Origin of the sequence: Streptomyces sp. NPDC057939 (assembly GCF_042887545.1) — a bacterium.
In the GTDB taxonomy this organism is placed as follows: domain Bacteria; phylum Actinomycetota; class Actinomycetes; order Streptomycetales; family Streptomycetaceae; genus Streptomyces.
In genome coordinates this window covers 155,640-179,589 of the sequence record NZ_JBHVPG010000004.1, presented here as the reverse complement: position 1 = coordinate 179,589, position 23,950 = coordinate 155,640, and the positions used below count along the sequence as shown (strand labels likewise).

Below are 23,950 nucleotides of genomic sequence, written 5' to 3'. Positions count from 1 at the left end.
AGAGCGTGCGTCATTTGAGCGTCAGCAGCTCGAGGAGTGTCCTCATGCTGCTAGCGACGACCGCGGCGCTCCCTACTGAAACTGCAGGTCAGAAAGGTTTCGCCAGTTCCAACGGGCCTTCACGCGTTGCATGCACCGAAACAGGTCGAACCGTTGACGAATTCCGAGAAATTGCAGGTCAGGCCCCCTTCGCCACCGGCTCCAGGATCGCCACGCACTCCACGTGGTGCGTCATCGGGAAGAGGTCGAAGACGCGGAGGGTGCGGACCTTGTAGCCCTGGTCCTTGAAGTAGCCCAGGTCGCGGGCCAGGGCTGCCGGGTCGCAGGCCACGTAGGCGACGCGGCGCGGGGTGAGGCCGGCGACCTGGCGGACCGTCTGCTTGCCGGCGCCGGCGCGGGGCGGGTCGAGGACGACGAGGTCGCACTCGGTGATGCCGGTCTTCGGGAGGATCTGCTCGACCTTGCCCTGCTCGATCCGGACCCGGGGGAAGTCCGCCAGGTTGTGGCGGGCGTCCTCGACGGCGCGCTTCGTCGACTCGATGCCGAGGACGGCACCGGTCTCGCCGAGGCGCTCCGCGAGGGCGCCGGCGAAGATGCCGACTCCGCAGTAGAGGTCGAGGGCCATCTCGCCCTTGCGCGGCATCAGGCCCTGCATGACGGCCTTGATCAGGGTGTCGGCGGCCTGCGGGTGGACCTGCCAGAAGCCGCCCATGCCGACGCGGTAGGTGCGGCCGTCGGCGCGCTCGCGCACGAAGGGGCGGCCGTGGACGCGGTGGACGCCGCCGTCCTTCTCCTCGACGCGCAGGACCGAGACGGGCTGGTCCAGTTCGACGAGGGGCAGGCGCCCGCCGGGGCGGGGGGTGAGGACGACCTGGCGGTCGTTGGAGCCGGAGGCGGCGATGGCCTCCACCGACGCCATCTGGGGCCAGTCCTGCTTCTCGATGCCGAGTTCGGAGACGCCGGGCGCCGCGATCATGCAGTGGTCGACCAGCTCGATGTCGTGCGAGCGGTGCTTGCGCAGGCCCGCGTTGCCGTCGTCGTCGATGGCGAACTGGACGCGGGTGCGCCACTGGGGGACCTGTCCGGCCGGGAGCTTGTCGCCCTCGGCGGGCATGACGGTGCCGTCCCAGCCGGCCTCTTCCGGGGTGAGCCCGGCGAGGCGCAGCAGCTGTTCGGCGACGACCTCGCCCTTGAGGCGGCGCTGGGCGCCCGGCTTGGCGTGCTGCCAGTCGCAGCCGCCGCACTTGCCGGGGCCGGCGTACGGGCAGGGTGCCGCGACGCGGTCCTTGGAGGCGTCGAGGACGGTGATGGCGTCGGCGCGCAGGAAGCGGGAGTCGACGTCGCCCTCGGTGACCTTCGCGATGACCTTCTCGCCGGGCAGCGTGTGGCGGACGAACAGGACCCGGCCGTCCGCGTTGCGCGCGATGCAGTGGCCTCCGTGCGCGACGGGCCCGACCTCGACCTCGAACTCCTCCCCGACCAGTGACTGCTTCTCGTTCTGCTCGGTCATGGTGGGGAGACTCCAGGAGATCAATGAAAAGCGAAAGGAAAACGGCCGGACGACCGACCCACCAGTTTACGTGGATCTCGTCCGGCCGTTCACCACCCTCGGGGAACCCCCGCCGCCCCGGTGGCGCTACTTCCCCGCCGGGTCCTTGGGACGCGGCGGGCGCGGCGGGCGCGGCGTGTCGACCGGTCCGCGGCGGACGGCGCCGGGGGCGTTCCAGTCCTGCCGCTTCTTGGCCCGCCGCTTCGCGAGTTCGGAGGACTCCAGCTGGTACGGCACGGAGGTCACCATCACGCCCGGCGTGAACAGCAGCCTGCCCTTGAGCCGCAGCGCACTCTGGTTGTGCAGGAGGTGCTCGTACCAGCGGCCGACGACATACTCCGGGATGTAGACGCTGACGGCGTCGCGCGGGTTCTCGCTGCGCAGGCCCTTCACGTACTCGACGACCGGCCGGGTGATCTCGCGGTAGGGCGAGTCGAGGATCTTCAGCGGGACGTTGATCCCGCGCCGGTCCCACTCGGTGCGCAGGGCCTTGGTCTCGACCGGGTCGACGCTGATGCTGAGGGCTTCGAGGGTGTCGGAGCGGGTCAGCTTGGCGAAGGCGAGGGCGCGCAGCGTGGGCTTGTGGACCTTGGACACCAGGACGATGGAGTGGACCCGCGAGGGGCGGACGCTGTCGTCGCTGGGGCCCTCGGCCGCGGCGATCTCGGCGGAGACCCGGTCGTAGTGCTTGCGGATCGCGCTCATCGTTCCGTAGAAGATCACCATGCCCAGCAGGGCGACCCAGGCGCCGTGGGTGAACTTCGTGGCGAGGACGACGACCAGCACCATGCCGGTGAAGAAGGCGCCGAAGGTGTTGATGGCGCGGGAGCGGTGCATCCGGCGGCGGGCCGCGGGGTCGCGTTCGGTGCGCAGGTGGCGGTTCCAGTGCCGGACCATGCCGATCTGGCTCAGCGTGAAGGAGACGAAGACTCCGACGATGTAGAGCTGGATGAGCTTGGTGGAGTCGGCGTCGTAGAGCCACACCAGCAGCATGGCGGCGCCGGCGAGCAGGACGATGCCGTTGGAGAAGGCGAGCCGGTCGCCACGGGTGTGCAGCTGACGCGGCAGGTACCGGTCCTGGGCGAGGATCGAGCCGAGGAGCGGGAAGCCGTTGTAGGCGGTGTTGGCGGCCAGGAAGAGGACGAGCGCGGTGGCTGCCGCGAGCACGATGAAGAGGAAGCTGCCCTCGCCGAAGACGGCCTCGCCGACCTGGGAGATCACCGGGTGCTGGACGTATCCGGAGCCGACCGGGACGCCGTCCTGGATCAGGTCGGTGGCGGGCTTCTCCGCCATCTTCACGTTCGTGGCCATGGCGAGGCCGATGATGCCGCAGAACATGGTGACGGCGAGGGCGCCCATCAGGGCCAGGGTGGTGGCCGCGTTCTTGCTCTTGGGCTTGCGGAAGGCGGGGACGCCGTTGCTGATGGCCTCGACGCCGGTGAGTGCGGCGCAGCCCGAGGAGAAGGCGCGCAGCAGCAGGAATACGAGGGCGAATCCGGCCAGTCCCTGGTGCTCGGGTTTGATCTCCAGGTCGGCCGTCGGGGCCTTCATCGTCTCGTCGAGGACGATGCCGCGGTAGGCGCCGTAGGCGATCATGACGAAGACGGCGCCGACGAAGATGTACGTCGGAATCGCGAAGAGGTTTCCGGATTCCTTGACTCCGCGCAGATTCATCAGCGTGAGCAGCAGAATCATGATCATCGCCGAGAGCACCTTGTGCTCGATGACGAAATCGACGGCCGAGCCGAGGTTTTCGACTCCGGAGGAGATCGACACGGCCACGGTGAGGACGTAGTCGACGAGCAGGGCGCTCGCCACCGTGAGGCCGGCCTTGGGCCCGAGGTTGGTGTTGGCGACCTCGTAGTCACCACCGCCGCTGGGGTACGCGTGGACGTTCTGCCTGTACGAGGCGACCACGGTGAACATCAGGACGACGACGGCGGCCGCGATCCAGGGGCTGAAGTGGTACGCCGACACACCCGCGATCGACAGGACCAGCAGCACTTCACCCGGGGCATATGCCACGGAGGAGAGCGGGTCGGATGCGAACACGGGCAGGGCGATCCGCTTGGGGAGGAGCGTTTCCCCGAGGCGGTCGCTGCGCAGCGCCCGGCCGATCAGGATCCGTTTGGGCACGTCGGTCAGTTTGGACACGCAGAGGATCGTAAGCGTTCGAAATCGGGCTGACGAACCCCCCGCCCGTTCTCGGGGCAATGAGGCACCGCCTGGACCCCAAATGGTCACACTGGTGACCGCCCGTGTGTAGCTTGGGCCATGGTCTGAGACCCTGTTTAGCCAGAGCATGCAATGAGGCTGGAAACCAGCGAGTCGCTGTCAGCCGGAAGGACGGCCGTGCACATCGTCATCATGGGCTGCGGAAGAGTGGGCTCCGCCCTCGCGCAGACCCTGGAACAGCAGGGGCATACGGTCGCTGTCGTCGACCAGGACCCCACCGCATTCCGTCGGCTCGGAGCATCGTTCGGCGGTCGTCGCGTCACCGGTGTCGGCTTCGACCAGGACACGCTGCGAGAGGCCGGGATCGAGGACGCCGGAGCCTTCGCGGCCGTCAGCAGCGGTGACAATTCCAACATCATCGCCGCGCGCGTGGCCCGCGAGATGTTCGGCGTCGAGAACGTCGCCGCCCGCATCTACGACCCCAAGCGCGCCGAGGTGTACCAGCGACTCGGCATCCCCACCGTCGCGACCGTGCGGTGGACCGCCGACCAGATGCTCCGCCGGCTGCTGCCGTCGGGCGCCGAGCCCCTGTGGCGCGACCCGAGCGGCGGTGTGCAGCTCGCCGAGGTGCACACCTCCACCGCCTGGATCGGTCACAAGGTGAGCCGGCTCCAGGAGGAGACCGGTGTCCGCGTCGCGTTCCTCACCCGGCTGGGCGAGGCGATGCTGCCGACTTCACAGACCGTCCTCCAGGAGGGCGACCTCGTCCACGTGATGATGCGCACGGACGAGATCGACAAGGTTGAGGCGGCCTTCGCCGAAGGTCCCGAGGAGGCACACGCATGAGGGTCGCGATCGCCGGAGCCGGCGCCGTGGGCCGCTCCATCGCGGGCGAGCTGCTGGAGAACGGCCACGAGGTCCTCCTCGTGGACAAGGCTCCCACCGCCATCTCCGTGGAGCGGGTGCCGCAGGCGGAGTGGCTGCTGGCCGACGCCTGCGAGATCACCTCGCTCGACGAGGCCGCGTTGCAGCGCTGCAACGTGGTCATCGCCGCCACCGGAGACGACAAGGTCAACCTCGTCGTCTCCCTGCTCGCCAAGACGGAGTACGGGGTCCCCCGGGTCGTGGCGCGCGTCAACAACCCGAAGAACGAGTGGCTCTTCAACGAGTCCTGGGGCGTCGACGTCGCCGTCTCCACGCCCCGCCTGATGTCCGCGCTCGTCGAGGAGGCCGTCAGCGTCGGCGATCTGGTGCGGCTGCTCCGCTTCAGCCACGGCGACGCCAACCTGGTCGAGCTGACCCTGCCGCCCGACTCCTCGGTCGCCGGCACCCAGATCAGCGAGATCGCCTGGCCCGAGGACACCTCGCTCGTCACGATCATCCGCGGCAACCGCGTCCTCACCCCGCACGGCGAGGAGACCCTGGAGCCCGGCGACGAACTGCTGTTCGTGGCGGCCCAGGCCCGTGAGGAACAGCTGGAGGACCTCCTTCAGGCCCGGAACTGACGCCCGGAACCGGTACGCCGAAGGGGCGGAGCAGCCATCAGGCCGCTCCGCCCCTTCGGCGTACCCGCCGCTGCCCGGGCCCGGAGGTCAGACCCCGCGCTCGCGCGCGGCGGCCTTGGCGGCCTTCTCGGCCGCCTCCTGGGCCTCGTACTCGGCGATGACGTCGATCGGCGCCGGGGCGTTCGCCAGGAACAGCCAGGTGAAGTACACGGCCAGCACCATCGGCGGGAGCTTGAGCGCGATGAGCACCCAGCCCAGCTGGGTCGCGTCGCCCCACCAGTACAGCGGGAAGAGGATCGCGTACTTGGCGAGGAAGATCAGGCCCCAGGCCAGGCTGGCCTTCGTGTACGCCTTCTTGCGCCCGGGATTGCGGGTGCGCCAGGACAGGTTCTCCTTGAAGACCGGTCCGAGCACCACGCCGAGCAGCGGGAAGCCGAGCAGCGCGGAGACGGTGAACGCGACGCCCAGTCCGGCGCCGTAGATCATGCCGGGCAGGTAGAAGCCCTTGGCGTCGCCGGTGAAAAGGGCGAAGGCCACGCCCACGCCGACGCCGAAGACGCCGCTGAACGCGTGCTTGACGGTGTCCTTGCGCAGCAGCCGCACGATCACGAGGAGGACGGCGACCGCGCCCGCCGCGATGGCGGACGACTTCACGTCCTTGTTGATCGTGTAGATCATGACGAACAGCAGGCCGGGGAGCATCGTCTCCACGGTCCCGCGGATGCCGCCGAAGGCGTCGAACAGCGCCGCCTGGGTCACGGCCTTCTGGTCGTCCCCCACCGGGCTGCCCTCGGGCGTGGTGGGTTTGTCGAGTGACGTCACCGTCAGTGCTCCTGTCCGAGCGGTCGGAGTTCGTACTTCGGGTTGAAGAGCACCCGGCGCCCATGACTCATCGAGATCCGCCCGGAGGCGATCATGCGCCGCCCGGGCTCGATTCCCACGATCGAGCGACGGCCGAGCCACACCACGTCCAGCGCGGCCGAGCCGTCGAACAGTTCCGCTTCCAGTGCGGGTACGCCCGCGCGCGGCCGCAGGGTGACGGTCCGCAGGGTCCCGGTCACCTTGACTATTTGGCGGTCGTGGCAGTCGCAGATCCGCGTACACCCCGCGGCCTCTGCGTCCTCCTGCAGTTCTGCCGAATGCAGCTCCTCCTGGGAGGTGGAAAGCCGCTCCATCATCCGGCGGAACCGGCCCGCCGGCTTCGCCGGCTTCGGGGGCTTGTCTGGACGCGGTTCAGCACTCATACAGGAAGCGTACCGGCGCCCCCGCTACCTCTCGAAGCGGTATCCCATGCCCGGTTCGGTGATGAAGTGCCGCGGGTGCGAGGGGTCCGCCTCCAGCTTGCGGCGCAGCTGCGCCATGTAGACCCGCAGGTAGTTGGTCTCCGTGCCGTAGGAGGGCCCCCAGACCTCCTGGAGGAGCTGCTTCTGGCTGACCAGCTTGCCGCCGTTGCGCACCAGCACTTCAAGCAGGTGCCACTCGGTGGGGGTGAGGCGTACGTCGCGTCCCGCGCGCACCGCCTTCTTCGCGGCGAGGTCCACGGTGAACCCCTCGGTCTCCACGACCACCTCGTCCCCGCCCGCCCCGGCCGCGGGCTCGGCCCGGCGGACGGCGGCGCGGAGCCGGGCCAGCAGCTCGTCCATGCCGAACGGCTTGGTGACGTAGTCGTCGGCGCCCGCGTCGAGCGCCTCGACCTTCTCGTCGGAGGTGTGGCGGGCGGAGAGGACGAGGATCGGCACCCGGGTCCAGCCGCGCAGCCCCTTGATCACCTCGATGCCGTCCATGTCGGGCAGCCCGAGGTCGAGGACGACCACGTCGGGGTGGCGCGCGGCCGCGAGCTCCAGGGCTTCCGCGCCGTCGGAGGCCGCGTCGACCTCGTACCGGCGCGCCTTGAGGTTGATCACGAGGGCTCGGACGATCTGCGGTTCGTCGTCCACCACGAGCACCCGGGTCATTGGGGTCCTGCTTTCTGTCGTTCGGGGTGTGCTGCTGCCGTGTCCACGCGTTCGGGGTGTGCCGGCGTGTCCGCGCGCGGGGCTCCGGCTCCGGGACCGGCCGCGCGCAGGGTCAGCACCATGGTGAGCCCTCCGCCGGGGGTGTCCTCGGCGGCGAGGCTTCCTCCCATGGCCTCGGCGAACCCCCGGGCGACCGCGAGCCCGAGGCCCACCCCGGCGCCGCGCGGGGCGTCCCCGTACCTCTGGAAGGGGGCGAAGATGCGGTCCTTGGCCTCGTCGGGGACTCCGCGGCCGCGGTCGACGACCCGTACCTCGACCCGGTCGCCGAGGAAACTGGCGGCGACGAGCACGGGATGACCGGCCGGGCTGTACTTGACGGCGTTCTCCACCACGTTGGCCACGGTGCGCTCCAGCAGCCCGGGGTCCACCGCCACCATGGGCAGGGTCTCGGGCACGTCGAGCAGCACGCTGTCCTCCGGTACGCCGCCCAGCGCCATCGGGACCACCTCGTCGAGGTCGATCTCCCGGATCAGCGGGGTCACCGTCCCCGTCTGGAGCCGGGACATGTCGAGCAGGTTGCCCACGAGGTGGTCGAGCCGGTCGGCGCCGTCCTCGATCCCCTCCAGGAGTTCCGCCCGGTCCTCCTCGGACCACTCCACGTCATCGGAGCGCAGGGAGCTGACGGAGGCCTTGATGGAGGCGAGCGGCGTGCGCAGGTCGTGGCTGACGGCGGCGAGCAGCGCGGTCCTGATCCGGTTGCCCTCGGCCAGCCGGCGGGCCTCCTCGGCCTCGCCGACGAGCCGCTGGCGGTCCAGTACGACGGCGGCCTGGGCGGCGAAGGCGCCGAGCACGCGGCGGTCCTCGGCGGGCAGGACCCGCCCGGACAGCGCGAGCGCCATGTGGTCGCCGATCGGCATGTCGACATCGGCGTCCTCGGGCCGGGCCGCCGGGTTGGGGCCGACGCTGCCGGCCCTGGTCCAGGGTTCGACGTCGCCCTGCCGCTCCAGGAGGGCGACGGACTCCATCGCGAAGGTCTCGCGGACCCGCTCCAGCAGCGCGCCCAGGGCGGTCTCGCCGCGCAGCACGCTCCCGGCGAGGAAGGACAGGATCTCGGACTCGGCGCGCAGCCGGGCGGCCTGGTGCGTGCGCCGGGCGGCGAGGTCGACCACGGAGGCGACGGACACGGCGACCCCGAAGAAGACCGCGATGGCCATGATGTTCCGGGGGTCCGAGACGGTGAGCCGGTGCAGCGGCGGGGCGAAGAAGTAGTTCAGCAGCAGCGAGCCGATCGCGGCGGACGCGAGGGCCGGCCAGAGGCCGCCGAGCAGCGCGGACGCCACCGTCAGCGCCAGGAACAGCAGCATGTCGTTGGCGAGGCCGGGATCGGCGTCGATGTGCGTGAGGAGGATGCACAGCAGGACCGGGCAGAGCGCCCCGACCAGCCATCCGGCGACGATGCGGGGCCGGCCGAGGCGGGCGGCCGAGCGGACCACGGGCAGTCCGCGCCCCTTGGCGACCTCCTCGTGGGTGACGATGTGGACGTCGAGGTCGGGGCCGGAGTCGCGGGCGACGGTGGCGCCGACGCCGGGACCGAGGACGTACTGCCAGGCCTTGCGGCGGCTGGAGCCGAGGACGATCTGGGTGGCGTTGACCCCGCGGGCGAAGGCGAGGAGGTCCTCGGGAATGTTGTCCCCGATCACATGGTGAAACGTTCCGCCCAGGTCTTCGACCAGGGTCCGCTGGACCGCGAGCTCCTTCGGGGAGGCCGATGTCAGGCCGTCGCTGCGGGCGATGTAGACGGCGAGGATCTCGCTGCCGGAACCCTTCGCCGCCATCCTGGAGGCGCGGCGGATCAGCGTGCGGCCCTCAGGCCCGCCGGTGAGCCCGACGACGATCCGCTCGCGCGCCTGCCAGGTGGAGCGGATGTCGTGCTCGCCCCGGTACTGCTGGAGGTACTCGTCGGCCCGGTCGGCCACCCACAGCAGCGCGAGCTCGCGCAGCGCGGTGAGGTTGCCCGGGCGGAAGTAGTTGGACAGGGCCGCGTCGACCTTGTCGGGCTTGTATATGTTGCCGTGCGCCATCCGCCGGCGCAGGGCCTGCGGGGACATGTCGACGAGCTCGACCTGGTCGGCCCGCCGCACCACCTCGTCCGGTACGGTCTCCCGCTGCCGGACGCCCGTGATCGACTCGACGACGTCCCCGAGGGACTCCAGGTGCTGGATGTTCACCGTGGACACGACGTCGATGCCGGCCCGCAGGAGTTCCTCCACGTCCTGCCAGCGCTTGGCGTTGCGCGAACCGGGCACGTTGGTGTGGGCCAGCTCGTCCACCAGCGCCACGGCGGGGCGGCGGGCGAGCAGCGCGTCCACGTCCATCTCCGTGAAGGCGGCGCCCCGGTGCACCAGCTCCCCGCGCGGGACCTGTTCGAGGCCGTGCAGCATGACCTCGGTGCGCGGTCGCCCGTGGTGTTCGACGAAGCCGACGACGCAGTCGCCGCCCCGTTCCACCCGGCGGTGGCCCTCCGAGAGCATGGCGTACGTCTTGCCCACGCCGGGCGCCGCGCCGAGATAGATCCTTAGCCTGCCGCGTCCCATGCGCTCATTCTCGGGGACTTCCGCGCGGTTCACGCACCGATGGGCCGCCGTCCACCCATCCCTGACGCATCCCTTACGCGGGCGTGCCCCACCGCACGGGCCCGCCACCGCCCGCGACGACGCGGGCCGCCGGGCGGGCGGGCCGCCACGAACGCGCGCGGGCGGGCCCCGCCCCCGGAGGAACGCGACCCGCCCGTCGTCGGCGGACTGCTCGTGGGATCAGCGGACTTCGGTGATCTCCGGGCCGCGCTCCAGCTGGCCCATGCCGCCGGAGAAGCGGGAGCCCTCCTGGTCCTCGGCCGTCTGCACGCCGTCCGGCACCATCTGGGCGTCGTTCGGCAGCTTCAGGACGATGGGATCGCGGGGGGCCATCGGGCCGTCGCCGCGCAGCACGACGGTGTCCCGGAAGATCTGCTCCAGCACGCCGGCCGACTCGGGGCGCACCGCGCCCTGGCCGGAAATGACACCGCGCAGGAACCAGCGGGGACCGTCGACGCCGATGAAGCGCACCAGCTGGGCGCCGGTCTGGCCGTCCGGCAGGGGTACGGGCACCTGGGCCCGCAGTTCCCAGCCGAGGGGGCCCTGGACCTCGTCGATGATGCCGCCCTGCTGGGTGATGCCCGTGGCGATCTCGTCACGGACCTCGCCCCAGATGCCCTCCTTCTTGGGGGCGGCGAAGGCCTGCAGCTGCACCGCGCTGTCCCCGAGGACCACGGTGGCGGCCACGATCGCGTCACCGGCGACCTCGACGCGCAGTTCCATGCCCTCGACACCGGGCACGAGGATGCCGCCCAGGTCGACGCGGCCGTCGGCCGGGTCGCCGAGCACCTCGGCGACGTCCCACGGGCCGTCGGGCCGGGGGGCCGGCGGCAGGTTCATCCTGCGCGGCTTGGCGGAGTCGAGCTCGCCCGCGTCGTCGTCCGGCTCATCGGCGCGCACGCCGTCGACCTGCTCGGCCGCGCCGCCGTCCTTGACGGAGTCGTTCTTCTTGCGACGTCCGAACACGTCACTGTCCTTCCCGGTCGGTTACGACCGAAGCGTAGCCATTCCCACCCTGCTGACCAGCGCCGGATCCGGCCACGGCCGCATGACCGCCGGTGGAGCCGAACCCCCCGTCGGCCCGGGCCGAGCCGGGAAGCTCCTCCACCTCGTGGAAGCGCACCTTCTCGACCCGCTGGACAACCAGCTGGGCAATGCGGTCGAAACGCTCGAACCTGACGCTCTCGCGCGGGTCGAGATTGACCACGATCACCTTGATTTCCCCACGGTACCCGGCATCCACCGTCCCCGGGGCATTCACGAGCGCGAGCCCGCAGCGGGCGGCCAGGCCGGAGCGGGGGTGGACGAACGCGGCGTACCCGTCGGGCAGGGCGATGGAGACGCCGGTGGGCAGCACGGCCCGCTCCCCGGGCTCCAGTTCCGCGGCCACGGTGGTGACCAGGTCGCAGCCGGCGTCACCGGGGTGACCGTAGGCGGGCAGGGGCACCTCGGGGTCGACGCGGCGGATCAGCACGTCGACGTCATGGCGGGGCGCATGGGTGTTCTGGGACATCAGGGGTTCACCTCGAAGGCGCGTGTGCGCCTGACCTGGTCCGGGTCGGCCATCGCCGCCCGGATCTCCTCGGGCCGACCGTTGTCGATGAAGTGGTCGACCTTCACTTCGATGAAGAGGGCGTCCGCGCGGACCGCGACGGGGCCCTGCGGGCCGCCGATCCGGCCCACGGCCGTGGAGTAGATCTTCCGCCCGGCCACGGCGGTGACCTCGGCCTCCAGGTACAGCACGGTGTCCACGGGGACGGGCCGCAGGAAGTCGGTCTCCAACCGGCCGGTGACGGCTATGAGCCGCAGCAGCCAGTTCAGGGAGCCCAGCGTCTCGTCGAGCGCGGTGGCCAGTACGCCGCCGTGGGCGAGGCCGGGGGCGCCCTGATGAGCGGGACGGACGGTGAACTCGGCGGTGACGCGCACGCCCTCGCCGGCGCGCGCCTCCAGGTGGAGGCCGTGCGGCTGCCCGCCGCCGCAGCCGAAACAGTGTTCGTAGTGCGCGCCGAGGAGTTCACCGGGTGCCGGCGCGTCGGGGTGCCGGACCGGTGCGGCGGCATCCGCCGGGGGCGTCAACGCTGTGTTTCGTCCACTCACAGCCGCAGACCTTACCCGCGCGGCTACCCGCCGGTCGCCTCGTGGCAGGCTTGCCCGTATGCAGCTCTCCTCCGCGCACCACGACGAACGCCTGTCAGCCCCCCGCTCCTGGTGGGGCATCGTCGTGCTGGCGGGCATCGCGTGCGCGCTGATGCTCTTCCCGCTCGGGACGACGCCGCTGCTCGTGGGGCTCATCGGCGGCTCGGCGCTGACGGGTCTGCTGGTGAGTTCGTACGGCTCCGCGCGCGTGCGCGTGGTGAACGGCTCGCTGGCGGCGGGCACCGCCCGGATCCCGGTGACGGCCCTGGGCGAACCCGAGGTCCTGGAAGCGGAGGAGGCCCGTGCCTGGCGCACGTACAAGGCCGACACCCGGGCGTTCATGCTGATGCGCAGCTACGTGCCCACCGCGGTCCGCGTCGAGGTCACCGACCCGACGGACCCGACCCCGTACGTCTACGTCTCCACCCGCGAGCCGCAGGCGCTGTCGGAGGCGATCCGCGCGGCGAAGGGCGGCCCCACCGGGGCCTGAGGGGACGGGCCGGCGCCCTTCGGGGGCCGGCCTCAGTCGTCGCCGCGTGCCGGGCGGCCTTCGAGCGCGATCCTGGCGGCCTCGGGAAGGGGCTCAGAGGGCCTCTCCAGGGGCGGCAGGGTCGTGAGGGCACTCCAGGGCACGGCGCGGCCGCGCAGGTCCCCACGCACCTTCTCGGCGAGTTTCCTGGTGTCCTTGCGGTTCATGACGGCGCCGACGGCGGCACCCACCATGAAGGGCATCAGGTTCGGCAGGTTGCGGAACATCCGCTTCATGATCTGTTGGCGCAGTTCGCGCTTCATCTGACCGCCGAGCGCCACGTTGAGCGTCGTCGGCTTGGTCAGGTCGACCCCGCGCTCCTCCGTCCACGACGTGAGGTAGGCGAGGCTGCGGTCCTTCAGGTTCCCCGGGGGGCGGAGTCCGTAGACCTCGTGGAGTTCGGCGATGAGCTTCAGCTCGATCACCGCCACGCCCGTGATCTCCGCGGCCAGTTCCGCCGGCATCGCGGGCGGAACCGGCAGCATCGCCGCGGCCCCGATGCCCGCGCCCACGGTGGACGTGGCGTTGGCGGCCCCGGCGATCAGCTTGTCGGCAAGCTGATCGGGACCCAGGCCCGGGAACTGCGCGCGCAGTGTCGCGAGGTCCCGTACCGGAACGCGCGGTGCGTTCTCGATGACGCGGTCGCTGATGTACAGGGCGACGGCCTTCGCGCTATCGCCGCCCCTGCGCACACCGTTCTTGACGGCTTGTACCGGACGCACCCCGGACGCACGCCGGGGCTTGTCGTCGACGTCCGTGTCCGACGGCACCGCGGGGGCGGTGTCGCTGGGCACGGCAGTCCTCTCGATGGCCGAGCCGCCGGAGGCCCCAGGACCCGTTTCCGGGCCCGTGGCTGCCGCCTGCGTCTCCGCCTGACCACCGGATTTACGAAAGCGTCGCTTCCGAAATGGCGTCGAGCCCGTCACGGCCGAGGCCTCAGTCGCAGTCGCGGCAGATCGGCTGACCGTTCTTCTCGCGCGCCAGCTGGCTGCGGTGGTGCACCAGGAAGCAGCTCATGCAGGTGAACTCATCGGCCTGCTTGGGAAGGACCCGGACGGCCAGTTCCTCGTTGGAAAGGTCCGCGCCGGGCAGTTCGAGGCTCTCGGCCCCGTCGAAGTCGTCGACGTCGACGCTGGACGAGGACTTCTCGCTGCGCCGGGCCTTCAGCTCCTCAATGCTGTCGTTGTCGACGTCATCGTCGGTCTTGCGTGGGGTGTCGTAGTCCGTTGCCATTTTTTCGCTCTCCCCCTCTGGGATTTAGCGGTGTCTCAGCGCACGTAACGCGCGAGAGGCCGGACTTGTGCCCGACCTGAGGCGGAGATTTTGCCTCACATCAAGGTCTGTTACTCAATCGACACCCAGCCGCACGCCCGAAGGGCTTGTAGCTGGGATGACGACCGGGACCGTACACGGTCCGGGGGCCGTCTTGCACAAACGCCACCCCGTGTATTTCCCGCCATCAGGGGGGCCGGAAACCCGGACTTCCCGGGCTTTCCGGCCGCCCATGGGTCACTGAACGCACATGACCCGACACTCGACAATGTGATCGATCACACAACTACCATCCATCATCCCTCCAAGCCGTTCCGCTCACAGCGAACGCGACCCCGAGTGGATCAAAGGGGCAACGTGACACGCATCACCAGGCCACCACCCTCGCGGGGCGTCGCCTGGATGCGCCCGCCGTGGGCGCGGGCCACGGAGCGCGCGATCGACAGACCGAGCCCCACACCCTTGTCACTGCCCGTTCGCTCCGTACGCAGCCGCCTGAAGGGCTCGAAGAGGTTGTCCACCTCGTACGCGGGAACAACGGGACCCGTGTTCGATACCAGGAGCACCGCCTGACCGTGCTGGGCCTCGGTCGTGACCTCCACCCAGCCGCCCTCCGGAACGTTGTACCGGACGGCGTTCTGCACCAGGTTGAGGGCGATCCGCTCCAACAGGACGCCGTTGCCCTGGACCACCGCGAGCGCGCGCTCGCCGCGGATCTCCACGCCCTTCGCCTGGGCCTCCCCGCGCGCCTGGTCGATGGCGCGCGAGGCGACCTCCGCCAGGTCCACGGGCTTGCGCTCGACGATCTGGTTCTCGCTGCGGGCCAGCAGCAGCAGGCCCTCGACCAGCTGCTCGCTGCGCTCGTTGGTGGCCAGCAGCGTCTTGCCCAGCTGCTGGAGTTCCACCGGCGCCCCGGGATCCGAGAGGTGCACCTCCAGCAGCGTCCGGTTGATGGCCAGCGGGGTCCTCAGCTCGTGCGAGGCGTTGGCCACGAAGCGCTGCTGCGCCGTGAAGGCCCGCTCCAGGCGGTCGAGCATCTCGTCGAAGGTGTCGGCGAGCTCCTTCAGCTCGTCGTCCGGCCCGTCCAGCTCGATCCGCCGGGTCAGGTCGGAACCGACGACCCGACGGGCGGTACGAGTGATCTTGCCCAGCGGCGAGAGCACCCGGCCGGCCATCGCGTAACCGAAGGCGAAGGCGATGATGCTGAGGCCCAGCAGGGCCATCAGCGACCGGCTCAGCAGGTCGTCCAGCGCGTGCCGGCGCTGTTCGAGGATGCACTTGCCGATGGCGGCGTTGAACTGGTCGAAGGACTGGTCGATGCCCACCACGCCCGGACAGGTGCTGCTGGAGACCTCGACCTTCTGCCCGCCGACGATCTTGAACGGGAGCGCGTTGCCCTCCCGCAGGGCCTGTGCGGCCAGCAGGTAGATGATCGACAGCAGCAGGATGCCCGCGATCAGGAACATGCCGCCGTACAGCAGCGTGAGCCGTATCCGGATGGTCGGGCGCAGCCACGGGAAGGGACCCTCGGGCTGGCCGGGGTCCCAGGTCGGTTTCGGTGGCGCCGCCGGTGGCGCCGGGGTCGCTGCCACCCGCGTCAGATCCGGTATCCCGAACCGGGGACGGTCACGATGACCGGCGGCTCGCCCAGCTTGCGGCGCAGGGTCATGACGGTCACCCGGACCACGTTGGTGAAGGGGTCGGTGTTCTCGTCCCAGGCCTTCTCCAGGAGCTGCTCGGCGGACACCACGGTCCCCTCGCTGCGCATGAGGACCTCCAGCACCGCGAACTCCTTGGGCGCCAGCTGCACTTCCCGGCCGTCCCGGAACACCTCGCGCCGGTTCGGGTCGAGCTTGATCCCGGCCCGCTCCAGTACGGGCGGCAGGGCGACCGTCGTACGCCGTCCGAGGGCGCGCACGCGGGCGGTCAGCTCGGTGAAGGCGAAGGGCTTGGGCAGGTAGTCGTCGGCGCCGAGCTCCAGTCCCTCGACCCGGTCGCTGACGTCCCCGGAGGCGGTCAGCATGAGCACCCGGGTGGGCATGCCCAGCTCGACGATCTTGCGGCAGACGTCGTCGCCGTGCACCAGCGGAAGGTCCCGGTCGAGCACGACGACGTCGTAGTCGTTCACCCCGACGCGCTCCAGGGCGGCGGCGCCGTCGTACACGACGTCCACGGCCATGGCCTCCCGGCGCAGGCCGGTGGCCACCGCATCGGCGAGCAGCTGCTCGTCCTCGACGACGAGTACGCGCACGTCGTTTCCTTCCTTCGAGCCCAGGAGGGCACACGTGTATGGCCCGCCCATCCTGCCGGTTTCTTCCGTAAACCGGCTGTAAGGCGCCCTTGCGGGCCCGCGGGCGGGCGGAGTGGACGTGAGGATTCCCTCGTCCTACGAGGTTTCTGTGCCCAGGGTGCCGGGGAGGACCTCACCACACCCCAACCATTCCTTGACGGCGGATTGACACGCGCTCATCCGTCGCCGACCCACGAAGAGGGGGCGCACCCATCATGGACGCATTCAGCGCGGGTCTCCTGCAGCGCATCAGGAACACCCAGTCGGACCTCTGCAAGGCCCGGGAGACGGGCGACGACCACCTCGCGGACGTGGAACAGGCCGAGCTGGAGGATCTCCAGCGGCTCGCGGCGGAGCACGGCGTCTCCGTCACGGCGGCCTGACCCCGCAACACCCCGACCCCCGGGGCACCCGCCCCACGGATCACGGAACCCCCGCACCACCGCAGTACGCACCATCGAGAGCCGCAGTACCGCAGCACCTCCTGACCCAGAGCTTCCGGCCCCGGCCGCCGCGTTCGGCGACCGGGGCCGACTCGTTCCCCGGCCCGGCCCGGCTCGGGACGGACCGTCGCGCGGTCCGGGTACGGTACGTCGCCCGGTACGTCAGTCGTGCCAGGCCCCGGCCTCCTCCAGCAGCGGCTGGAGCGAGGCGAAGACGGCCGGCGTGGCCACCAGTGCCAGTTCCCCGGAGGCCCGTTCGCCCGGCCGGCCGCCGCTGAGGGCGCCCGCCTCGCGGGCGATCAGGTCGCCCGCCGCCAGGTCCCAGGGGTTCAGCCCGCGCTCGTAGTGCCCGTCCAGGCGTCCGGCGGCCACGTCGCACAGGTCCAGGGCCGCCGAGCCGCCCCGGCGGATGTCGCGCACCAACGGGATGATCCGCGCCGCGACCTCGGCCTGGTGGGCCCGTCGGGCCTGGACGTAGCCGAAGCCGGTCCCGATCAGCGCCTGGTCCAGCGGCGCGGCGGCCCGGCAGGCCAGCCGGGCCGTGCCCAGGCGGGCACCGCCACCGAGGACGGCGTGGAACGTCTCCCCGCGCATCGGCGCCTCGACGACGCCCACCACGGTCTCGCCCCGGTACTCGGCCGCGATGGACACGCCCCAGCTGGGCAGCCCGTAGAGGTAGTTCACGGTGCCGTCGAGGGGGTCGATGACCCAGCGCACCCCGCTGGTCCCGGGGCTGTCGGCGCCCTCCTCGCCCAGCAGCCCGTCCGCGGGCCTGCGCTCCGCGAGGATGCCGGTGATCAGCTTCTCGGCCGCGATGTCCATCTCGGTCACCACGTCGATCGGGCTGCTCTTGGTGGCGGCCACCGACAGGTCGGCCGGGCGGCCGTCCCGCAGGAGCGCCCCGGCCCGCCGGGCGGCCTCCAGGCCCACGTCCAGCAGTTCGGCCTTGAGCTCTTCGGAAATCAACGTTTCTCCCCTGGGCGTAAGGACTGTCGGCTAGGCGTAAGGGCTGTCGGCGCCCGCGGCCGCCGGCCGCGGTGCCCGCGCGGGGCAGCAGCCCACGGCGCACAGGTCGTGACCGGCTCCCAGCAGGCCGAGCGCGCACCGCTCGACGCTCTCGCCGCGTTCACCCGCGGCTCGTTCCAGCAGCAGGTCGCGCACCGCCGCGGCGAACCGCGGGTCGGCGCCGACCGTGGCCGACCGGGCGACCGGCAGGCCCAGTTCGGCCGCCTTCGCCGTCGCCTCGGTGTCGAGGTCGTACAGGACCTCCATGTGGTCCGACACGAAGCCGATGGGCACCATCACGGCCGCCGGGGCGCCCGCGCCGTGCAGGACTTCCAGGTGGTCGCAGATGTCCGGCTCCAGCCACGGGATGTGCGGGGCGCCGCTGCGGGACTGGTAGACCAGCTCCCAGGGCCGTTCGGTGCCCGTCTCCGCCCGCACGGCGTCCGCGATCACCTTCGCGACGTCCAGGTGCTGCTTGACGTAGGCCCCGCCCCCGCCGTGCTCCGAGATCGGGCCGGAGGCGTCGGCCGCCGCAGTGGGGATGGAGTGCGTGGTGAAGACGAGGTGGGCCCCGTCGCGCACCTCGTCCGGCAGCCCGGCCAGCGAGGCGAGCACGCCGTCGATCATGGGCTGGACGAAGCCCGGGTGGTTGAAGTAGTGCCGCAGCTTGTCCACCCGGGGCAGTTCGGCCACGCCCTCGTCCGCCAGCGCGGCCAGCGCGTCGGCCAGGTTCTCCCGGTACTGCCGGCAGCCCGAGTACGAGGCGTACGCGCTGGTCGCGAGGACCGCGATGCGGCGACGGCCGTCGGCGGCCATCTCCCGCAGCACGTCGGTCAGGTACGGCGCCCAGTTGCGGTTGCCCCAGTACACCGGGAGGTCCAGCCCGTGCTCGGCGAAGTCCTTGCGCAGGGCGTCCAGCAGTTCGCGGTTCTGCCCGTTGATGGGGCTGACGCCGCCGAAGCCGAAGTAGTGCTGCCCGACCTCCTTCAGCCGCTCGCGCGGGATGCCGCGCCCGCGCGTGACGTTCTCCAGGAACGGCACGACGTCGTCGGGGCCCTCGGGGCCGCCGAAGGACAGCAGCAGGAGGGCGTCGTAGGGGGCGGCGAGGCCTTCGGCCACGGGCGCTTCGGGGGCACGGAGCTGGTCTGACATGCCTCGAATCCTGCCACCACGCGTTCGCCGACGAGAAGCGGCCGCGTCCGCATCCCGGACGCGGCGCAGATAAGGTGACCCTAAGTCGCATCGAGTCGAGTCCGTCCCGGTCTCCGGTCCGCGGGCGGTGCCCCTGCGGGCGCCGCGCCGCCGCCCGTAACCTGTAGGGGCGAATGACGTCCCTTACGGAGATCCCTTGCCCAGTCCCTACCGCGCGATCTTCGCCGCTCCCGGCACCAAAGGGTTCAGCGTCGCGGGCCTCATAGGCCGCCTGCCGCTCTCCATGGTGGGCGTCGGCATCCTCACCATGATCTCCGAGATCACCGGCCGCTACGCGATGGCCAGCGCGCTGACCGGCGCGCTCGCCCTCTCGGCCGCCTTCCTCGGCCCCCGGATATCCCGCCTCGTGGACCAGTACGGGCAGCGCCGCGTACTGCGTCCCGCGACGCTGGTCTCCGTACTGGCCGTGGCCGTCATGCTGTTGGCCGCGGCCAACGGCTGGCCGGACTGGACCCTGTTCGTGTGCGCCGTCGTCGCCGGCTGCGTCCCCAGCGTCGGCTCGATGGTCCGCGCCCGCTGGACCACGATCTACCGCGAGTCCCCGCGCGAGCTGCACACCGCGTACTCCTTCGAGTCCGTGGTGGACGAGGTCTGCTTCATCTTCGGCCCGATCCTCGCCATCGGGCTGTCCACGACCTGGTTCCCCGAGGCCGGCCCCCTGATCGCCGCCGTCTGCCTGCTCGTCGGCGTCTGGCTGCTCACCGCGCAGCGGGACACCGAGCCCGAGCCGCACCCGCGCGGCGAGCACACCGACCGCGCCTCGGCCCTGCGCTCCCCCGGCCTCCAGGTGCTGGCGGCCACGTTCGTGGCCACCGGAGCGATCTTCGGCTCCATCGACGTCTCCACCCTGGCGTTCGCCGAGGAGCAGGGCAGCAAGTCCTCGGCCAGCTTCATCCTCGCCATCTGGGCCCTCGGCTCCTGCCTCGCCGGAATCGTGTTCGGCCTGCTCCATCTCAAGGGGCGGACCGAACTGCGCTGGGTACTGGGCGTATGTGCGATGGCCGTGAGTATGATCCCCCTCCTACTGGCCGGGAACCTTCCGTTTCTGGCCGCGGCGCTCTTCGTCTCGGGCCTCGCCATCGCTCCCACGATGATCACCACGATGGCCCTGATCGAGGCGCACGTACCACGCGCGAAGCTCACCGAGGGCATGACCTGGATCAGCACCGGGCTCGCGGTCGGCGTCGCCGTCGGCTCCTCGGTGACCGGTCTGGTCATCGACGCGGCCGGCGCGCAGCGCGGGTACGTCGTCTCCATCACGGCGGGAGCGGCCGCGGCGGCGGTGGCGTTCGCGGGTTACCGCCGGCTGACGAGGCCGGCGCAAGGGGAGGAGCCCTCTAGCGATGGCGCAGACACCGACAGTGCGGACGGCGGGGAAGAGCGGGCCGGCCGAGTGGCGTAACTGGGCGGGCAACGTCCGGGCCAGGCCCACGCGCGTGGTGACCCCGACCTCGGTCGGGGAGCTTCAGGAGGCGGTCCGTCGGGCCGCCGAGGAGGGGCTGCGGGTGAAGGCGGTCGGCACCGGCCACTCCTTCACCGCGGCGGCCGCGACCGACGGTGTCCTCGTGCGCCCGCAGGCGCTGGCCGGCATCACGGAGGTCGACCGGACGGCCGGCACGGTCACCGTGGCGGCCGGCACGGTCCTGAAGGACCTCAACCTGGCCCTCGCGGCGCAGGGCCTGTCGCTCACGAACATGGGCGACATCATGGAGCAGACGGTCTCCGGCGCCACCAGCACCGGCACGCACGGCACCGGCCGCGACTCCGCCTCCATCGCCGCGCAGATCCGCGCCCTGGAACTGGTCACCGCCGACGGCAGGTTGCTGCACTGCTCCGACAAGGAGAACCGCGAGGTCTTCGCGGCCGCCAGGCTCGGCATCGGCGCGCTCGGCATCGTCACCTCGCTGACCTTCGCCGTGGAGCCGCTCTTCTTCCTGACCGCCCGTGAGGAGCCCATGGGCTTCGACCGGGTGACCGCCGAGTTCGAGGAGCACGTCGCCGAGAACGAGCACTTCGAGTTCTACTGGTTCCCGCACACGGACAACTGCAACACCAAGCGGAACAACCGCAGCCAGGGCCCGGCGGCCCCGCCCGGACCGGTCAGCGCCTGGATCGAGGACGAGCTGCTGTCCAACGGCGTCTTCCAGGCCGTCAACTCCCTCGGGCGCGCCGTCCCCGCGGCCATTCCCGGCATCGCCAAGGTGGCCAGCCGCGCCCTCTCCGCGCGCACCTACACGGACATCCCGTACAAGGTGTTCACCAGCCCGCGGCGGGTGCGGTTCGTGGAGATGGAGTACGCGCTGCCCCGGGAGAACGCCGTGGCCGCGCTGCGCGAGTTGAAGGCCGCGGTCGAGCGTTCCGGGCTGCGGATCAGCTTCCCGGTGGAGGTGCGCACGGCTCCGGCGGACGACATCGCCCTGTCGACGGCCTCGGGCCGCGAGACCGCCTACGTCGCGGTGCACATGTACCGGGGCACGCCGTACCAGGCCTACTTCACGGCGGCCGAACGGATCTTCACCGAGTACGGCGGGCGGCCGCACTGGGGCAAGGTGCACACCCGGGAGGCGGAGTACCTCGCCGGGGTCTACCCGCGCTTCGGCGAGTTCACCGCGCTGCGCGACCGGCTCGACCCCGACCGGCTCTTCGGCAACGACTACCTGCGGCGCGTACTGGGAGCCTGACGGGATCCGCCGACGGACGGTCAGGAGCCGCTCGGCTCCGCCGCCCCCTTCCCGGAGTCGGCGCCGGTGCCCCCGCCGCCGGGCTTCGGCGGCGGCACTGGTGTCGCCGACCCGGACGGCTTGCCGCTCGGCGTGACCGGCGGGGACGGGGACGCCGGCGGGGACGGGGTCCCGGAGCCGGAGGTGTCGGGGGCGGGGCTGCCGCTCCCGTCGCCGCCCGGGAGGGAGGGGCTCGGGGAACTCCCGGACCCGGGGGTCCGCCCGTCGCCGGCGCCCTTCCCGTCCTCGGCGCCCTTCCCTTCCTTGCCGCTCCTGCCGTCGTCGCCGTGCTCGCCCTGCTTGCCGTCCTTCTCCCCCGCGCCCGGCCCGGTCCCGGGTGGGGCGGGGCGGTGGTCGGCGGCCTTGCGGGTGCCGGCGGACAGGAGCGTGTCGCCGCCCTTGCTCACGGAGGTGCCGGCGACGGCCTCGTAGGTCCCGAGTCCGCCGATGGCGACGGCGAAGGCGGCCGCCGACGCCACGGCGGTGCGCTTCCAGCCCCGTACGCGGGTGCCGTGCACGGTGGCGTCGCCGAACTCCCCCGACGGCCCGGCGGCCATCGGCGGCACCGCCGTCCCGGCGTCCTGCCCCTGTCGCGACGGGACCTGACGGCCCCTGGGGCGGGCGCCCTCGCGCAACTGGTCACCGGTGCGCCGGAAGACGTGTTGGATGACGGGCCCGCCGGCGGTGGCGACCACGCTCACCACGCCGGCGCCGACGATGGTCCCGTAGACGCCGAGCTGCGAGGCGAGCAGCGCCGCCCCGACCGTGGCGAGGGAGGTTCCCGCGATCTGCGCGACGCTCAGATCGAGCTTCTTCCCGTCGTCCGCCCGCTCCGGTCCGGTTTCCCCTGCCGTCTTCTGACCCATCGCCATCCCCTGTGTGTCACGCCTCTCGCGCTCGTGGTCCGTCAGCAGTTACTGACACCTGGGCGAAAGGGAAAGTTCCGTTTCTGGGGATTCTGTGAAGCACAACACCCGAAATCGGGCGCGCCCGCAGGTCGGCCCGGATTCGGACCCGATTTCGGGCAGCCCAACTCCCGCCGCCCGGGACAAGTTCGGCGGCGCGGCGGTCCACCCAGGTGGCCCGAATGGAGTACTGTGGCGAGCCCTGGGGCCGTCCTTCCTTACGGATGTCCGGGCTCGGGAGAGGGAGCCGACTAATGGAGAAACGGCACTCAAGACCGGTGATGCCGCGGTATCGCACGGGTTCCTGCTGCGCACAGTAATCAATTGGTCACTGTGCGTGCCCAACAGGTAACCGTGCCATAACGTCGATCAAGGGCGCTTGCCCGACACGCCGGTTTAACACGGCAAGGTTGTGGCAGGCTGCACCCGGGCAGGCCACACTCGACTAGCGGAAGCAGCGACGCACGTGACGTCGGCAGGCACCACCCGGGAGGTCCCCATGCCCGAACTGCGTGTCGTGGCCGTCTCAAATGACGGCACACGACTGGTGCTCAAGGCTGCGGACAGCACGGAGTACACGCTTCCGATCGATGAGCGGCTGCGGGCTGCCGTGCGCAATGACCGCGCGCGCCTGAACCAGATCGAGATCGAGGTGGAGAGCCACCTCCGCCCCCGAGACATCCAGGCCCGCATACGAGCCGGTGCCTCCGCGGAGGAGGTCGCCCAGCTCGCCGGCATCCCCGTCGACCGGGTCCGGCGCTTCGAGGGTCCCGTGCTCGCCGAACGCGCCTTCATGGCGGAGCGCGCCCGAAAGACGCCCGTCCGTCGCCCCGGCGAGAACACCGGACCCCAACTCGGCGAGGCCGTACAGGAACGGCTCACGCTGCGCGGGGCCGACAAGGACTCCGTGCAGTGGGACTCCTGGCGCCGCGACGACGGCACCTGGGAGGTCCTCCTCGTCTACCGGGTGGCCACCGAGATGCACTCGGCGAGCTGGACGTACGACCCGCCGCGCCGGCTGGTCGTGGCCGTCGACGACGAGGCCCGGTCCCTGATCGGCGAATCGGACGACCTGCCGGCGACTCCGGAGCCGAGCTTCCCGTTCGTGCCGCGGATCGCCCGACTGCCGCGGGACAGGCCGCTCGACCGGGCCCTGGACCGCCAGTTCGAACGGCCCGACTCCCGGACCCCGCCTCCGCCCGAGCCCGAGGAGGAGCGGGACACGCTGACCAGCCTGCTGGAAGCCGTCCCGAGTTTCCGCGGCGACATGGTCGTCCCGGAGCGCCCCGAGGCACCGGTCGAGGAGATCGAGGTGGAGGAGCCGCCCGCCCCGGCGGCTTCGGCGGGCGCCGGTTCGGCGTACGCGGACGTGCTGATGCCGCGCACGGTGGCGGGTCACCGCGACCGGCTCACCGGTACGACGGACCGTCAGGCCGAGGCCGACGGCGTCCGGCCGGGCCGACGCGCGGCGGTACCCAGCTGGGACGAGATCGTCTTCGGTACCCGGCGCAAGAAGCAGGAGTAGCGCGGTCCCGGCCCGGGCCCCCCCCCGGGGCGGGCCCGCCCCGCCCCGCACCCCCCCCCCCGCCCCCCCCCACAGGCGGGCCCGGGCCCCCCCCCC

Annotated in this window: 23 protein-coding genes; 7 read left to right on the top strand and 16 right to left on the bottom strand. The window is 71.4% G+C overall.

The window, feature by feature from the left end; genetic code table 11:
* Nucleotides 1–178: 178 nt before the first annotated feature.
* Both ACFVS6_RS06935 and ACFVS6_RS06930 read right to left on the bottom strand, forming a co-directional pair.
* Nucleotides 179–1,510: a class I SAM-dependent RNA methyltransferase gene (locus ACFVS6_RS06935; protein ID WP_389701343.1), complete on the bottom strand. Its 1,332-nt coding sequence runs from the start codon at nt 1,508–1,510 to the stop codon at nt 179–181.
* Nucleotides 1,511–1,636: 126 nt separating this feature from the next.
* Nucleotides 1,637–3,703 (bottom strand): APC family permease, encoded by a 2,067-nt coding sequence (locus tag ACFVS6_RS06930; RefSeq protein ID WP_389701342.1) that lies wholly within the window; start codon nt 3,701–3,703, stop codon nt 1,637–1,639.
* 198 nt (nt 3,704–3,901) lie between these two features.
* Between ACFVS6_RS06930 and ACFVS6_RS06925 the strand changes: the two genes are divergently transcribed.
* Together ACFVS6_RS06925 and ACFVS6_RS06920 are read left to right on the top strand one after the other, a co-directional pair.
* Nucleotides 3,902–4,570 (top strand): potassium channel family protein, encoded by a 669-nt coding sequence (locus ACFVS6_RS06925; RefSeq protein ID WP_388896584.1) that lies wholly within the window; start codon nt 3,902–3,904, stop codon nt 4,568–4,570.
* A complete protein-coding gene (locus tag ACFVS6_RS06920; protein WP_267011663.1) occupies nt 4,567–5,229 on the top strand; it encodes a TrkA family potassium uptake protein in 663 nt (220 codons plus the stop codon). Before ACFVS6_RS06925 ends, ACFVS6_RS06920 begins: the two co-directional genes overlap by 4 nt.
* 87 nt (nt 5,230–5,316) lie before the next feature.
* On the opposite strand, the gene ACFVS6_RS06915 is transcribed toward ACFVS6_RS06920, so the two are convergent.
* The 7 genes from ACFVS6_RS06915 to ACFVS6_RS06885 all read right to left on the bottom strand — a co-directional run bounded on the left by ACFVS6_RS06915 (nt 5,317) and on the right by ACFVS6_RS06885 (nt 11,914).
* Nucleotides 5,317–6,051 carry a DUF3159 domain-containing protein gene (locus ACFVS6_RS06915; protein WP_389701339.1) on the bottom strand — a complete coding sequence of 245 codons (735 nt, stop codon included), beginning with the start codon at nt 6,049–6,051 and terminating at the stop codon, nt 5,317–5,319.
* 2 nt (nt 6,052–6,053) lie between these two features.
* Complete coding sequence (locus ACFVS6_RS06910) at nt 6,054–6,473, bottom strand: OB-fold nucleic acid binding domain-containing protein (RefSeq protein ID WP_385689780.1); 420 nt, start codon at nt 6,471–6,473, stop codon at nt 6,054–6,056.
* A 24-nt stretch (nt 6,474–6,497) separates the two neighbouring features.
* Nucleotides 6,498–7,184, bottom strand: a complete 687-nt coding sequence (locus ACFVS6_RS06905) for a response regulator (RefSeq protein ID WP_389701337.1) — start codon at nt 7,182–7,184, stop codon at nt 6,498–6,500.
* Entirely contained in the window at nt 7,181–9,778 is a 2,598-nt protein-coding gene (locus tag ACFVS6_RS06900; RefSeq protein ID WP_389701335.1) for a DUF4118 domain-containing protein, read from the bottom strand. Before ACFVS6_RS06900 ends, ACFVS6_RS06905 begins: the two co-directional genes overlap by 4 nt.
* Before the next feature lie 219 nt (nt 9,779–9,997).
* The gene (locus ACFVS6_RS06895; RefSeq protein WP_389701334.1) at nt 9,998–10,783 is read right to left on the bottom strand and encodes a DUF3710 domain-containing protein; all 786 of its coding nucleotides are present in this window, start codon (nt 10,781–10,783) and stop codon (nt 9,998–10,000) included.
* A gap of 1 nt (nt 10,784) precedes the next feature.
* Nucleotides 10,785–11,330: a dUTP diphosphatase gene (gene dut, locus ACFVS6_RS06890; RefSeq protein ID WP_389701332.1), complete on the bottom strand. Its 546-nt coding sequence runs from the start codon at nt 11,328–11,330 to the stop codon at nt 10,785–10,787.
* Entirely contained in the window at nt 11,330–11,914 is a 585-nt protein-coding gene (locus ACFVS6_RS06885) for a PaaI family thioesterase (protein ID WP_389701331.1), read from the bottom strand. Before ACFVS6_RS06885 ends, dut begins: the two co-directional genes overlap by 1 nt.
* A gap of 58 nt (nt 11,915–11,972) precedes the next feature.
* On the opposite strand from ACFVS6_RS06885, the gene ACFVS6_RS06880 reads away from it, so the two are divergent.
* On the top strand, nt 11,973–12,443 hold the full coding sequence (locus ACFVS6_RS06880) for a DUF3093 domain-containing protein (RefSeq protein ID WP_389701330.1): 471 nt from the start codon (nt 11,973–11,975) through the stop codon (nt 12,441–12,443).
* Between the two features lie 32 nt (nt 12,444–12,475).
* On the opposite strand, the gene ACFVS6_RS06875 is transcribed toward ACFVS6_RS06880, so the two are convergent.
* The 4 genes from ACFVS6_RS06875 to ACFVS6_RS06860 form a co-directional block, all read right to left on the bottom strand.
* Nucleotides 12,476–13,408 carry a hypothetical protein gene (locus ACFVS6_RS06875; protein WP_389701328.1) on the bottom strand — a complete coding sequence of 311 codons (933 nt, stop codon included), beginning with the start codon at nt 13,406–13,408 and terminating at the stop codon, nt 12,476–12,478.
* A 10-nt stretch (nt 13,409–13,418) separates the two neighbouring features.
* On the bottom strand, nt 13,419–13,715 hold the full coding sequence (locus ACFVS6_RS06870) for a DUF4193 domain-containing protein (protein ID WP_249768165.1): 297 nt from the start codon (nt 13,713–13,715) through the stop codon (nt 13,419–13,421).
* A 383-nt stretch (nt 13,716–14,098) separates the two neighbouring features.
* Entirely contained in the window at nt 14,099–15,346 is a 1,248-nt protein-coding gene (locus tag ACFVS6_RS06865) for a HAMP domain-containing sensor histidine kinase (RefSeq protein WP_319196980.1), read from the bottom strand.
* 5 nt (nt 15,347–15,351) lie between these two features.
* Nucleotides 15,352–16,005 carry a response regulator transcription factor gene (locus ACFVS6_RS06860; RefSeq protein ID WP_281206972.1) on the bottom strand — a complete coding sequence of 218 codons (654 nt, stop codon included), beginning with the start codon at nt 16,003–16,005 and terminating at the stop codon, nt 15,352–15,354.
* A 254-nt stretch (nt 16,006–16,259) separates the two neighbouring features.
* Between ACFVS6_RS06860 and ACFVS6_RS06855 the strand changes: the two genes are divergently transcribed.
* Complete coding sequence (locus ACFVS6_RS06855; RefSeq protein ID WP_389701325.1) at nt 16,260–16,427, top strand: hypothetical protein; 168 nt, start codon at nt 16,260–16,262, stop codon at nt 16,425–16,427.
* Between the two features lie 222 nt (nt 16,428–16,649).
* On the opposite strand, the gene ACFVS6_RS06850 is transcribed toward ACFVS6_RS06855, so the two are convergent.
* Entirely contained in the window at nt 16,650–17,453 is an 804-nt protein-coding gene (locus ACFVS6_RS06850; RefSeq protein WP_389701323.1) for an inositol monophosphatase family protein, read from the bottom strand.
* 30 nt (nt 17,454–17,483) lie between these two features.
* Nucleotides 17,484–18,644: a ferrochelatase gene (locus tag ACFVS6_RS06845; protein WP_389701322.1), complete on the bottom strand. Its 1,161-nt coding sequence runs from the start codon at nt 18,642–18,644 to the stop codon at nt 17,484–17,486.
* A gap of 196 nt (nt 18,645–18,840) precedes the next feature.
* Here ACFVS6_RS06845 and ACFVS6_RS06840 point away from each other — a divergent pair, with 196 nt between their 5' ends.
* Complete coding sequence (locus ACFVS6_RS06840) at nt 18,841–20,106, top strand: MFS transporter (protein WP_389701320.1); 1,266 nt, start codon at nt 18,841–18,843, stop codon at nt 20,104–20,106.
* Nucleotides 20,048–21,385 carry a D-arabinono-1,4-lactone oxidase gene (locus ACFVS6_RS06835; protein WP_389701318.1) on the top strand — a complete coding sequence of 446 codons (1,338 nt, stop codon included), beginning with the start codon at nt 20,048–20,050 and terminating at the stop codon, nt 21,383–21,385. The genes ACFVS6_RS06840 and ACFVS6_RS06835 overlap by 59 nt, the downstream gene beginning before the upstream one ends.
* A 20-nt stretch (nt 21,386–21,405) precedes the next feature.
* On the opposite strand, the gene ACFVS6_RS06830 is transcribed toward ACFVS6_RS06835, so the two are convergent.
* Entirely contained in the window at nt 21,406–22,290 is an 885-nt protein-coding gene (locus ACFVS6_RS06830; RefSeq protein ID WP_389701317.1) for a hypothetical protein, read from the bottom strand.
* 538 nt (nt 22,291–22,828) lie between these two features.
* Here ACFVS6_RS06830 and sepH point away from each other — a divergent pair.
* Nucleotides 22,829–23,854, top strand: coding sequence for a septation protein SepH (gene sepH, locus ACFVS6_RS06825; protein ID WP_389701315.1), 1,026 nt, complete (start codon nt 22,829–22,831; stop codon nt 23,852–23,854).
* Nucleotides 23,855–23,950: the final 96 nt, after the last annotated feature.